Below are 12,891 nucleotides of genomic sequence, written 5' to 3'. Positions count from 1 at the left end.
TTTTCGGAAGCGGGAGTAGTGCGCGTTTCCCGGTTATTCCTGTTCCATTTCAGCATACGTGTCTTTGGCCAGCTTCAACGCGTGATTTGCACGCGGAACACCGGCATAGATTGCCACATGCTGGAAGGCTTCAAGTACGTCTTGTTTGCTGGCGCCGGTGCGCGCGGTGGCGCGAATATGCATCGGGATTTCTTCGAAGTTCCCCAATGCGGCCAAAAGCGCCAATGTCAGCATGGAGCGCTCTCGGTGCGAAATCCCGTCGCTGGCCCATACCGTGCCCCATGCGCCCTCGGTGATCAGGGTCTGAAAGGCCGAGTCAAAGTCGCTCTTGCAGGCTTCGGCGCGTTCAACATGCGCATCGCCCAGCACGGCGCGGCGGGTTTGCATCCCCTTGTCGTATTTATCAGACATGTCCAAGCTCCTTGAGAAAGGCGGTCAAAAGGGCCGCGTATTGGGTTGGGTCTTCAACGCAGGGCAAATGGCCAACACCTTGCATCGTATGGCATTTGGCGCCCGCGATCATCGCGATGGTGCCCTGCACGAGGTCGGGCGGGCTCGCGCCATCTTGAGCCCCGGCGATCCCCATCGTCGGCAGGGAAAGCCGTTTTGAGATGTCCGTCAGATCAGCGCCAGCAATAGCATGGCAACACCCGATATAGCCTTCTTGCGGGGTACGGGTCAGCATATTTCGCCACAAGCAAAGGTCATCGGTGGCGCGAAAGTCAGCTGAAAACCAACGTTCCATGATCGCATCGCCCAAGGGCTCTATCCCGTCAGCCTTGATGGCGTCGATCCGGGTGTTCCACATGGCAGCGTCGCCCATCTTGGCGGCCGTGTTCGACAATACCAACGCACCAATAAGGTCAGGGCGGCGCGAAGCCAGTAACTGGCCGACCATACCGCCAATCGACAGGCCCACAAAGGTGCACCCCTGAATGCCAATATGGTCCAGCAAACCTTCGGCGTCATGGGTAAGATTGTCCAACGTATAGGGTGCCGGCGGACAGTCCGATAACCCGTGCCCACGCTTGTCAAACCGGATCAACCGCAGCCCTGCAGGCAGCAGGGGCACGATCTGATCCCAGAGCCGTAAATCCGTACCCAAAGAATTTGCAAAGACTACTGGATGCCCAGTTGGGTCTCCGTCTTCCTGCCAGTGCAAAGACAAATTATTCAGACACACCACCTGCATCAGTAAGGCAGCCCAACATAGTTTTGCGCCAGTACGCTTTGAGCGGCTTTGTTGCCGCGCAAGAAGTCCAGATCTGCGCGCTGCATTTTCAGGTCAAATGCGGTCTGCTCGGGGAAACGGTGCAACAGGTTGGTCATCCACCAGCTAAAGCGCTCGGCTTTCCAGATCCGCGCCAGTGCCTTTTCAGAATAGCGGTCAATGCCTTCGCTATCGCCCTCCTGAAAATACTGTAGCAACCCATGATACAGGTAATGAATATCTGATCCGGCAGTATTCAGCCCCTTAGCCCCGGTGGGCGGCACGATATGTGCGGCATCACCACACAGAAACAGGCGCCCCCAACGCATTGGCTCGGTCACGAAAGAGCGCAGCGGTGCGATGGATTTTTCGATTGCAGGGCCCGTGACAAGGCGCTCAGCGGCCTCGGGGGGAATGCGGCGTTTTAGTTCATTCCAGAACATCTGGTCCGTCCAGTCCTCGGCAGAGTCCGACAGAGAACACTGGATGTAATAACGGCTCAGGTTGGCGTTGCGCATCGAACACAGCGCAAAGCCGCGATCTGAATTGGCATAGATCAGTTCATCACAGACCGGCGGTGTTTCAGACAACACGCCCAGCCAACCAAACGGATAGACTTTTTCATATTCCTTACGCACGGACAGCGGGATGGTCTGGCGGCTGACGCCGTGAAAGCCGTCGCAACCGGCGACAAACTCACAATCTATGCGCTGCTCTTCGCCATCAACGGTGTAGGTGACATACGGCGCATCGCTGTCGGCATCGTGGATTTCCACCTGCTCAACATTAAAGACGATCTTACCCCCCATGGCTTCGCGCGCGTCATACAGGTCTCGGGTCACCTCGGTCTGACCATAGACAATCACCGGGGTGCCTGTGTGTTCGGTGAAATTGATCTCAAACTGCGCACCGTCATAGGCAATGACAGTTCCGTCATGGACGAAACCTTCCTTGTCCAGTCGCTCTCCCACGCCCGCTTCGCGCAGCAGTTCAACGAACCCGGTTTCAAGAATTCCAGCCCGAATTCGGCCGAGGACATACTCCTTGGTCTTGCGTTCCAACACGATCGTGTCGATGCCCTTACGGTGCAACAGCTGAGACAATAGAAGGCCCGAGGGGCCGCCACCGATGATAGCAACTTGTGTACGCATGGAATGTCCTCCTTGAACGCAGCTTGCCATTCTAAAAATTGAAAGTAAAATGAGATTAAATGAGCTTTTGTTAGCAATACTGGAAAGTATATGATCGACCGACGTATCAAGTTCCGCCACATCCAGTGCTTCGTCGAAATCACCCGGCAAAAAAGCATGAAGCTGGCGGCAGAGCGTCTGTACCTGACTCAACCCGCCATATCGAAGACACTGAAAGAGCTTGAGGAAATCCTTGGGACCGAACTGATGTCGCGTAGCCGAGCGGGGGTCTCGTTGACCAAGCAAGGTGAGGTGTTTCTGCATTTCGCGGAAATGAGCCTTGCGGCCCTGCAACAAGGTCTTGATGGGGTTGAACAGGCCGGTCAAAGCGCCGCTAAGCGGATCAAAGTTGGCGCGCTGCCGTCGGTCGCGGCGCGCTTGATGCCGCGGGTCGCGCGGGAGTATTTCGAGCTTTCGGCTGGGGCCACGCTGCAGATCTCGGACGGGCCGATAAGTTTTCTGATCGAAAAATTGCGCGATGGCGAACTGGATGTGGTGATTGGGCGGCTTGCGCCGTCAGACCAGATGAAAGGGGTCGCCTTTACCCAACTGTACAATGAAACCGTCGACTTTGTGGTACGCCCCGGCCATCCGTTGCTGGACGATCCTGACCTGTCGCGGATCGGCGAATGGCAGGTGATCTATCCCTCCGAGCATTCCGCCATTCGCCCGATTGTTGAACGCTTTCTGATCGCCCATGGGGTCGGAGAGCTGCCCAACCGGATGGAGACCGTGTCTGGCGCATTCGGGCGGGTCTACACCCGTGAATCAGATGCGATCTGGATCATCTCGTCTGGTGTTGTCGCCAACGAAGTTGCAGATGGGCGCCTGATCCGTCTGCCCTTCGATACCGCCATCACCAAAGGGCCTGTGGGGCTGATGGCGCGGGCCAATTCTAACCTGACGCCAGAACAACAGGTGCTGTCGATTGCGGTCAACAACGTGGTCCAGGCCGAGGGCCTTTAGCAGCGGGCAAAACTGGGCGGATCAGCCGTTGAGGGCGATGCGGCACAGGTTCTCTAGCCGCGCTTGGTCGGGGTGGTGATGCACAACCCGCGCAACCCGGGCCCAGGCACAGACCAGCAAAGTTTCGATGGTCACCTGCATGAACTTATGTGCCAATTCAGATGGATCATCCGCCTGCGCAAGCCGATCATGCATATCGCGCCAGGTTTCAAACTTGCGCTCAATTTTGGGCTCTTTCAGGCTGGCGCTTTCATTGTCGACAAACCGCGCGAAGGCGTCGCCTGCGGCACTTGGCGCCAAGCGGGTTGCCAGAACGCGCTCGTGAATCCCGTTCGCGCCCTCATAGATCGCGGTGATCCGCACGTCGCGATAGGTCTGTTCCAGCCGGTATTCCTGAAGATAGCCGTACCCCCCTAGCACCTGAATGCCCAAGTCGGCAGCGCGCATCCCGGCTTCGGTGCAATAGACCTTGGCAACGGGTGTCAGAAAATCGACCAGTTCATCATTCCCGCCCGCCTCCATCATGACAAATGCAAGATGAGAAACCGCGCGCCCACCAACGGCAAGCATATCCATCTCGTTCAGCATGCGGCGCACATCCGCGTGACCATCAAGTGCAATAGGCGCACCGTCCGCCCCCCGCCCCTGAATGCGCTCGGCCGCATAGGCGCTGGCCACATCATAGGCACGCGCCGCATGGGCAACCCCTTGCAGCGCGACATCCGCACGGGCGTGGTTCATCATGGTGAACATCGCGGCAAGCCCCTGCCCTTCTTGCCCGATCAGCTCGGCCTCGGCCCCATCGAACGCCAGTTGGCAAGTCGGAGAAGCATGCAGGCCCATCTTCTCTTCGATGCGAGTAACAGTAACGGCGTTGCGGCTGCCATCCTCGCGGGTGCAAGGGCAAAGGAACAATGACAGGCCCTTGATCCCATTGTCAGATGTGCGGGCCAGAACCAGATGCAGGATCTTTTCGCTCATGTCCTGATCGCCGCCCGAGATGAAAATTTTCTCACCCGTGATTGACCAGCCCTGATCCAAGGGGGTCGCTTTGCACCGAACACGGCTGAGGTCTGATCCTGCACCGGGTTCGGTCAGACACATGGTGGCAAGTGTTTCGCCAGACGCCAACGCTGGAATGTGCCGGGTCTTTTGATCCTCGGTTCCAAACCTCAGGATGGTGCGCACTGCACCGGGAACCAAGCCTGTGACCATCTGCAAACTGTGGTTCGCACCCGAGAAAATCTCGGAGGTGATCGCCAACATCAACGTATCCAGCCCCTGGCCGTCATACTCTTCCGGTACGGTCAGCGATGGCCACCCCTGTTCAGCATATGCGCGATAGACATCGACAAAACCGTCAGGCATCGACACCCGACCATCCTGCAAGTGGCATCCTTGTTGATCGCCCGGTTCGTCCAGAGGGGCGATCTCCCCTTCGGCGAAGGCCGCGAAATGTCCGCCGATTTCCTTGGCGAAGTCACCGTCCCAATCGGGCAAGGCATCAGCCCCTGCCACGTGGTTCAGGGAAAAGAGGATGTCCTCCAAAGGGGCTTTGAACGGTTTCATGATCTGTCCAATTTCTAGAGGGCGGGGTCACCGACCCGGAAGGCAGGTGCCCGCATTCGCAGGCACCCAGTCAGATTGGTCTGCAACGGCGCAAGGCCGCGTGGACGCGCAGGTTATTCAAACCCAAGCAGGCGGGCGGCGTTGCCTTTGATGATGTCCTCGCGCAGCTCGTCCTTGATGTCGATCTTCTCGAAATCGCTCAGCCAGCGCTCGGGCGAGATCATCGGCCAGTCGGAACCAAAGAGCACCTTTTTCTTGAGGATCGAGTTGCAATAGCGCACCAGGATCGGCGGAAAGTACTTCGGCGACCAGCCCGACAGGTCGATATAAACATTGGGCTTATGCGTCGCGACGCTCAGCGCTTCTTCCTGCCAAGGGAAGGAAGGGTGCGCCATGATGATCTTCATTTCGGGGAAGTCGACGGCCACGTCATCGAGATACATGGGATGCGAGTATTTCAGCCGCATGCCGTTGCCGCCGGGCATGCCCGAGCCAACCCCGGTCTGACCAGTGTGAAACAGGCCAATGCAGCCATGTTCGTTCAGCAGCTCGTAGAACGGATAGGCCATGCGGTCATTGGGGAAAAAGCCCTGCATTGTCGGGTGGAACTTGAAGCCCTTGATGCCGTGATCCTCGATCAGGCGCCGCGCCTCGCGCACCGCCATCTTTCCCTTCCACGGGTCGATAGAGGCAAAGGGGATCAGGATGTCGCTGTGCTTTTCGACCTCGGCCAGCACCTCGTCATTCGAATAGCGGCGATAGCCGGTTTCGCGCTCTGCATCGACCGGAAAAATCACCGCCGCCACGTTCTGCGCGCGGAAATGCGCCGCGGTCTGTTCGATCGTCGGCTGGACGACCTTGGCGTTGAAGTATTTCGCCATCGCCGCCTGCAGATCATCATAGCCATCGTCGGTATGGCAGCCACACGGCTCTTCGGCGTGGGTGTGGATGTCAATCGCACGGACCTTGGAAATATCTACCATCTGTCCAATTCCTTTTTAAATCTTGATGACCGCTGCGTCGGCGTCATCATAGAGCCGGTCCAGCAGATTTTTGCGGCGCGTCAGCACCTTGCGAAAGTTTAGATTGCCTTTGGCGGTGATTTCCCCGTCAGCCATCGAAGGCGGCTCGCTCAGCACGATGGCGCGCGAAATCCGGGTTGAACTGCCCGAAATTTCTCGAGCCCGTTCGACCAGACGACGGTGGATTTCGCCCTGCAACAGGTCACAGCGAAACGCGCCATTGTCATCGGTCAGATCAAAACCTTCGCGGCTCAGTTCGGTTTTGTCAGGGAAGACCATCACGCCAATCTGATCGCGATCTGCGCCGGTGATCACCAGATCGGCGGCCAGCGGGGCAAGGCATGACAACATATCAAGCCGCAGCTGCGCCGCGCGCACCCAAGTACCCGTCAAAAGCTTGAAGTCCTCGGAAATGCGCCCATCGAACTTCATGCCTTTATTCACGTCATCCGGGTCGACAAACACCATGGCATCACCAGTGATGAAAAAACCTTCTTCGTCAAAGGCATCCTTGGTTTTGACCGGGTCTTCAAAGTAGCCAGTCATAACATTTGGCCCCTTCACACGCACTTCGCAGCGCATGTCAGAATCCGGGATCAGCTTGGCGACCACGCCGTTCAGCGGGACACCCACGACGCCTGAACGATCAATCGGTTCATGCTGCATCATTGTCGCCGGTGCAGTTTCAGTCAGCCCCCAAGACGAGGTCATCAAGGGGATTTTCCCGGTGATGTCGCGGGCCATGTTCTGAAACCCTTCCCAGATGTCTTGTGGCAACGAGGCCCCAGCGTAAAAGATCAGGTCAAGATCTTCAAAAAAGCGTTGTTTCAACCCATCATCGGCCTTCAGGGCATTGAGCAGCATCCCAAAACCTACTGGAACATTGAAGACCAGCGAACCCGTGATCATCGACAGGTTCTCGACTGTGCGGTCAAAAAGGCCTTTCACGGGCTTGCCATCATCGACGTAAAAGCTGCCGCCGTTGGCCAGCATCATGTTGAAATTGTGCGATCCGCCGAACACGTGGTTCCATGGCAGCCAGTCAACCACGCGGGGCGGGCGGGCCCGCAGAAATGGCAGGGCATCTGCAATTTGGGTCTGGTTCACACACATCATACGGTGCGTCGTCAGAACGCCTTTGGGTGCCGAGGTTGACCCGCTGGTCATCAGGATTTTGGCTACGGTGTCTGGCGTCACATCTGCATACGCCGCCTGCAGGTCAACGCTGGCATCGCCTTTCAGCAGGTCTTCAAAAGCCGTGACATTTTTCGCCTGTCCCGTGCGGGTGGCGACAACTTCGATTCCGTTCAGCGCGTCCAACGCCAGCGCCTCGCTATACTGATCGGCATCGACCACATAGGCCATCTTGGGATGAACCAGTTCAATAGCATGGCGAAGGCGCCCATGGGCCCCATGGATCAGCGAATACTGTTCGGCCACCGGAACTGTCGGCACGCCAATGTAGTGCGCGGCAAGCGACAACAACCCATGGTCCACACCGTTGCCCGACATGATGATGATCGGGGTATCGGGCCCCATGCCCCGCGCCAGAAGTGACTGCGCAATGGCCTGTACTTTTTGCAAAGCCGCGGCATAGCTTTCTTCGCGCCAGCCTGCGCCGCTGCGCTCGGCCAGAAACACGCGATCCGGTGCTTCTTGCGACCAATGGTGCAGCCAGTCCCCCGTTTTGTCCGCTACCGGACCAAGCGGATGGGTCGAGTGCAAAAGGATGGACCCGTCGGCCCGGTTTTCACGGGCAACCTGATGAGGTTGGGTATGTGATGCCTGTGTCATGATCTCCCCCTATGCGCTTTTTCGATCCGCTTGAGCGCCTCAATCATGGCTGTCCGCAAATCTTGTGGCAGGTCAGCCAGAATGGCGTTTTCATGCAAAGTGACCGCCGCTACTGCTTTTTCGTAAAGCTGTCGCCCGGCCAAGGTCGCCCGAAGCGCATAGGCCCGGCGGTCTGTCGGAACACGGTCACGAACGATCAGTTCGCGGCGTTCCAGCTCGTCGATGAGAACGACCAGATTTGGACGTTCGATATCCATGGCGTCCGCAAGCTGCGATTGACGCAGGCCCGGGTTGTCAACGATCAAAACCAGCGCGGTATAGGTCAACATGCGCAGATCAAAGGGCTTGAGCGTCTTGGTCAGGTCGGCCTGCACAACGTTGAAAGCCCGCTTCATCCGATAGCCCACGAAATTGCGCAAGGTGGCATCGCCGGCATGGATCACGTCTGATTGTGGCATCTGTTTATGCTTTTGATTTGGCATTGTATCACCGGAATTTCGGGGCGCGTTTTTCAAGGAAAGCCTTCAACCCTTCCTCGGCGTCCGGGGTGGTCTGGGACAATGCCGCCGCAAGGGATTCAGTATAAAGACCGTCCGCCTGTGACATGTCACTGATCCGCGAAATCGACTGCACCATCAGATAGTTTGACATGGGCGCGTTGCGGGAGATTTTCCCGGCAAGGGTCTGCGCCAGAGTCTGGGCTTCTCCATCCTCAACAGAGTAATGCGCCAGCCCAAGGGCCAGGCCTTCGTCGGCTGAATACTTGCGCCCTGTCAGCATCATCTCGGTCATGCGATCCGGCCCAAGCAACCGGCCGACACGCGCCGTGGCCCCGCCACCCACGAAAATACCCCGCCGCCCTTCTGGCAGTTGAAAAATGGTGGATGGTTCAGCAATCCGAACATGGGTCGCAGCTGCAAGCTCCAGCCCGCCCCCAATTACCGCGCCAAACATTGCCGAAACCGTGATCAGCCCGCCAAACTGGATCTGTTCCATCACCCGATGCCAGTGACGCGAGTGATACAGGTTTTCTTCAGCCGAACGATGGACATGTTCAGACAGATCAAGGCCCGAGCAAAAATGTCCCTCGACCCCGGTCAGCACCACAACGCGCACATCTTTTGGCGGGGCAAAGTAAAAGGCCTCCAGCGCCTCAAGCAGCTCTTCGCACATGGCGTTACGTTTGCCAGGGCGGCTCATGGTCAGGGTCGCGATGTTGCCGTCAACCTGGATATCAAGAATGGGGGCTTTCATGTGTCAGCTCCTGTTTAGCGCGGCGGCAGGCGCACTGCGCCGTCCAGCCGGATGGTTGTTCCGTTAAGGAATGGGTTGGTCACGATCTGCTCTGCTAACAGCGCGAATTCTTCGGGTTCGCCAAGACGTGACGGAAACGGGATGTTGGCGGTGATCTGTGTCGCGACCTCTTCGGGCAGGCCCTCCATCATGGGGGTGCGAAACAAGCCCGGCGCGATGGACATCACGCGAATGCCGAACTGCGCGAATTCACGCGCGGCGGGCAAACACATCGAGGCAATCGCACCTTTGGACGCGGCATAGGCAGCTTGGCCCAACTGGCCGTCCTGCCACGCAACCGATGCAGTGTTCACGATGACCCCGCGTTCGCCATGTTCCAGCGGATCAAGTTCCGCCATCCGCCGCGCGGCATGGCTCATGACGTTGTACGTGCCAAACAAATTAACGCGCAGCGTCTTTTCAAAGACATCGAAAGAAAGCTTGCCCTCGCGCCCAACGATCCGGGCCGCCATGCCGACGCCGGCACAGTTGATTGCAATCCGGGGCGCCGCTCCCAGTGCGGTTTCAACCTTTTCCAAGGCAGCGTTGACCCCTGCCTCGTCGCTGACATCGGCCTGAACCGCGATGCCGTCCAGCTCGTGTGCGACCGTTTTTGCGCGTTCAAGATCGAAATCAAGGATGGCAACACGCGCGCCCTTTGCCGCCAGATGGCGCGCCGTGGCCGCGCCCAATCCGCTTCCTCCGCCCGTCACAACGGCAATCTGTCCGCCTATCTGCATGTCGTAGGTTCCATTCGTGTTTCTGAATTATTGTTATGCGTCATATCTATTTACCTATACGAAGTGCCATACGGGCGCTTCGCTATTGTTGTCAGGGTATCAGGAACAGTGTGATTGCCGGGAACAGCACCAGGATGACCACGCGCACCAGATCAGACGCCACAAACCACATGACGGCTTTGTAGGTCTGGACCATCGGCGTGCTGCGATCCATCGCGTTGATGATGAATAGATTCATCCCCACTGGCGGCGTGATCAACCCGACTTCGACCACGATCAGCACAAGGATGCCAAACCAGATCGCGACATGTTCGGGTGACATCCCGAAATCAAGTGCACTGATGACCGGGAAGAAGATCGGAATGGTCAGCAGGATCATCGACAAGCTGTCCATCAGGCAGCCAAAGATCAGGTAAAACACCAGGATCAACATAAGCACAGTCCACGGACTGAACCCTTGCCCGATCACCCAACCGGACAGCTCCTGCGGGACCTGGCTAAGCGCCAAAAAGCCATTGTACATGCCCGCTCCCAGAACAATGAAAAAGATCATCGCGGTGCTGTGGGCGGTGGCCAGTATACTGTCGACAAAGACTTTCCAGGTCAGGTTGCCGGACACCAGCGCAATCAGGCCGGTACCCGCAGCACCGACAGCCGCGCCCTCAGTTGGGGTGAACCAACCCAGATATATGCCGCCGACGACCAGCCCGAACACAAGAAGCACAGGCCAAACATCCAATAGGGCGCGGATACGTTCAGGGTATGGTACCGGCGCGCGCGTGCCCGCAGCGTCAGGATGGCGACGGACGTAGAGCGAAATGGTGATGATATAGCCAAGCGCCGCCAGAATACCCGGAATGAAAGCTGCGAGGAACAGCTTGGCGATGTTTTGTTCGGTCAGAATGGCATAGATCACAAGGATCACCGAAGGCGGGATCAAGATACCCAGCGTTCCGCCTGCGGCCAGCGTCGCGGTCGAAAACCCACCGGAATAGCCATATCTGCGCAGTTCGGGCAAGGCGACGCGGCTCATCGTTGCGGCGGTGGCCAGCGACGATCCGCAGATCGCACCAAACCCGGCGCAGGATCCGACAGCAGCCATTGCCACCCCACCGCGCCGATGGCCCAACCAGCTTTCTGCCGCATTGAATAGCGCTTTGGACATACCCGACAGCGTGGCAAACTGGCCCATCAGCAGAAACATCGGAATAATCGTCAGCGAATAGCTGGAAAAAGTCGAATAGGTTTCGCTTTTCAATTTGGCCATGAACATGTTGCTGCCGCCCATGGCGAAATAAAGCCCCCCGATACCGCATAGCATCATGGCAAGGCCAATCGGCGCACGCAGGAAGATCATCAGCAAAAGGATGGGAAAGGACGCGTAGCCCAGTTCAAGCATGCTCAATGCACTGCCTCCTCAGAGTGGGGCATGTAGGCGCGGCCCGATATCAGCTCAGCGACACGCGCGATTGCGCAGTAGATACCGACAACCGAAGCCACCAAGGCTGCGGCGAAGCTGGCGGCATAGGCCCACCAGACCGGAAACTGCAGAAGAAATGTGATTTCACCATTGGCCATTTTGCTTTGCATCCCTGCATATAAGCGCCACGTAATTAGCAGGATCACGGCGGTCAAAACGATCTCCCAAAACACGATCAGCAGCCTGTTTAGTTTGCGCGGCAGGAAATTGGTGAAAACGTCAACCGTGGCGTGGGCGCTATACAGCTGACAGATCGGAAGGAACGAAAAGATCGCAAAGGCCACGCCAGCTTCGACGATTTCAAAGTCACCGTTGACCGGGGAAACGCCCGTCGCGATCAAAGCGTCAGCCAAGCTTTTGGACACGTAATTCAGCAGATCTGAGTGACCGAACGTATTCAGGCCACGGCCCAACACACTGACACAGGTCAGCAAAACCAGAAACGTCAACACCAGCCCGCCGACAATAGCCATAAACCTTGCAAGGCGTTCCATTACTCGAAGCATTGCTCATCCCCCAATGGTTGCCCCCGGGCGCCGAGACGCCCGGGAAACTGTTTGCTTAGTTGGCTGTATACTGTTCGATCAGCTCAAGCGCGCGGGCACGCAGACCGGTTCCGTCTTTGCCCTTCTCGTCCATCTCGGCGACCCAGGCTTCGGTGGTGGCTTGTGCGGCGGTCTTCCACTCTGCGACCTGATCTGGTGACAGCGTGATGATGTTGTTGCCCAGATCCACGGCAAGTTGGCGTGGGCCGTCATCATCCATCTGCATCTGCTTGCCGGCAAAGGCCGAGAATTCAGCGCCCGAGTTTGCATCAATGATCGCCTTCAGATCGTCAGGCAGCGCATCCCAACGCTCTTTGTTCATCGCAAAGATAAACGTCGTCGTGTACAAAGAGTCGTCCCCAAAGGTGGTGTGGTTTTTGACCAGCTCGGACACTTTCAGGGCGCCGGTGACTTCCCACGGAATGACCGTCGCATCGATCACACCTTTTGACAGGGCCTCGGGCACGGCGGGCACGGGCATCCCCACCGGGGTCGCCCCCAGCGAGCTGAACAAAGAGTTGGTCACACGGGTCGGAGCACGAAGCTTCACACCGTTCAGATCCCCAATACTTTCAACAGGCTTTTTGGAGTGGATAAGACCCGGGCCATGCACCCACAAGCCAAGCACTTTGAACTGCTTGAAGTCATCGTCAATCATCGTCTCTTGCGCCAAATCCCAATAGGCCCGCGAAACAGCCTCGGCATTGGTCATGGTAAAGGGCAGCTCGAACACCTCGGTCCGCGGGAAGCGGCCGGGGGTATAGCCGGACACAGTCCAGATGATGTCTGCAACACCGTCAATGGCCTGATCGATCAGCTGTGGCGGCTTGCCGCCCAACTGCATGGCTGGAAAGCGTTGGATTTCAATCCGTCCACCGGACTCGGCCTCGATCTTGTCAGCCCACACGTCCAGAATGTTCTTGGGCACACTCGCTTGGGCCGGCAAAAACTGGTGCATGCGCAAGGTGACGTCTGCAGCCAATGCGCTGGTCGATGCCGCGCCAAACGTCAGCGCCGAGACGACAGCCGCGCCAGCGGTCTTTAGGATAGTTCTACGAAAATGGGTCATCGGTTCCTCCCTG

At 57.6% G+C, this 12,891-nt stretch carries 13 protein-coding genes; 1 reads left to right on the top strand and 12 read right to left on the bottom strand.

Features of this window, described 5'->3' with window-relative positions:
* Positions 1-33: 33 nt before the first annotated feature.
* From pcaC to pobA, 3 genes are read right to left on the bottom strand one after another with little or no spacing between them, the layout of a single operon-like run.
* Entirely contained in the window at positions 34-411 is a 378-nt protein-coding gene (pcaC, locus tag ATO10_RS12980) for a 4-carboxymuconolactone decarboxylase (RefSeq protein WP_035252256.1), read from the bottom strand.
* Complete coding sequence (pcaD, locus tag ATO10_RS12975; RefSeq protein ID WP_035252254.1) at positions 404-1,192, bottom strand: 3-oxoadipate enol-lactonase; 789 nt, start codon at positions 1,190-1,192, stop codon at positions 404-406. Before pcaD ends, pcaC begins: the two co-directional genes overlap by 8 nt.
* The gene (gene pobA / locus ATO10_RS12970; protein WP_035252252.1) at positions 1,192-2,361 is read right to left on the bottom strand and encodes a 4-hydroxybenzoate 3-monooxygenase; all 1,170 of its coding nucleotides are present in this window, start codon (positions 2,359-2,361) and stop codon (positions 1,192-1,194) included. Before pobA ends, pcaD begins: the two co-directional genes overlap by 1 nt.
* A gap of 90 nt (positions 2,362-2,451) precedes the next feature.
* Between pobA and pcaQ the strand changes: the two genes are divergently transcribed.
* Positions 2,452-3,366 (top strand): pca operon transcription factor PcaQ, encoded by a 915-nt coding sequence (gene pcaQ / locus ATO10_RS12965; protein ID WP_035252250.1) that lies wholly within the window; start codon positions 2,452-2,454, stop codon positions 3,364-3,366.
* A gap of 21 nt (positions 3,367-3,387) precedes the next feature.
* Here pcaQ and ATO10_RS12960 read toward each other — a convergent pair whose 3' ends face one another.
* From ATO10_RS12960 to ATO10_RS12920, 9 genes are all read right to left on the bottom strand, one after another.
* Positions 3,388-4,935, bottom strand: coding sequence for an acyl-CoA dehydrogenase family protein (locus ATO10_RS12960; protein WP_035252248.1), 1,548 nt, complete (start codon positions 4,933-4,935; stop codon positions 3,388-3,390).
* Positions 4,936-5,048: 113 nt separating this feature from the next.
* Positions 5,049-5,918 (bottom strand): amidohydrolase family protein, encoded by an 870-nt coding sequence (locus ATO10_RS12955; protein ID WP_035252244.1) that lies wholly within the window; start codon positions 5,916-5,918, stop codon positions 5,049-5,051.
* Positions 5,919-5,933: 15 nt separating this feature from the next.
* Entirely contained in the window at positions 5,934-7,751 is a 1,818-nt protein-coding gene (locus ATO10_RS12950) for a feruloyl-CoA synthase (protein WP_035252242.1), read from the bottom strand.
* Positions 7,748-8,209, bottom strand: a complete 462-nt coding sequence (locus tag ATO10_RS12945) for a MarR family winged helix-turn-helix transcriptional regulator (protein ID WP_035252240.1) — start codon at positions 8,207-8,209, stop codon at positions 7,748-7,750. The genes ATO10_RS12950 and ATO10_RS12945 overlap by 4 nt, the downstream gene beginning before the upstream one ends.
* A gap of 28 nt (positions 8,210-8,237) precedes the next feature.
* On the bottom strand, positions 8,238-9,005 hold the full coding sequence (locus ATO10_RS12940; RefSeq protein ID WP_035252237.1) for a crotonase/enoyl-CoA hydratase family protein: 768 nt from the start codon (positions 9,003-9,005) through the stop codon (positions 8,238-8,240).
* A gap of 14 nt (positions 9,006-9,019) precedes the next feature.
* Positions 9,020-9,784: an SDR family NAD(P)-dependent oxidoreductase gene (locus ATO10_RS12935; RefSeq protein WP_035252236.1), complete on the bottom strand. Its 765-nt coding sequence runs from the start codon at positions 9,782-9,784 to the stop codon at positions 9,020-9,022.
* A 91-nt stretch (positions 9,785-9,875) separates the two neighbouring features.
* Positions 9,876-11,189 carry a TRAP transporter large permease gene (locus ATO10_RS12930; RefSeq protein WP_035252234.1) on the bottom strand — a complete coding sequence of 438 codons (1,314 nt, stop codon included), beginning with the start codon at positions 11,187-11,189 and terminating at the stop codon, positions 9,876-9,878.
* A complete protein-coding gene (locus ATO10_RS12925) occupies positions 11,186-11,770 on the bottom strand; it encodes a TRAP transporter small permease (protein ID WP_035252232.1) in 585 nt (194 codons plus the stop codon). Before ATO10_RS12925 ends, ATO10_RS12930 begins: the two co-directional genes overlap by 4 nt.
* Positions 11,771-11,825: 55 nt before the next feature.
* Positions 11,826-12,878: a TRAP transporter substrate-binding protein gene (locus tag ATO10_RS12920; protein WP_035252230.1), complete on the bottom strand. Its 1,053-nt coding sequence runs from the start codon at positions 12,876-12,878 to the stop codon at positions 11,826-11,828.
* Between the last annotated feature and the right edge of the window lie 13 nt (positions 12,879-12,891).

The organism is Actibacterium atlanticum (assembly GCF_000671395.1).
GTDB lineage: Bacteria > Pseudomonadota > Alphaproteobacteria > Rhodobacterales > Rhodobacteraceae > Actibacterium_D > Actibacterium_D atlanticum.
The sequence above is the reverse complement of the archived record's forward strand: the minus strand, read 5'-3'. Positions and strand labels throughout refer to the sequence as shown.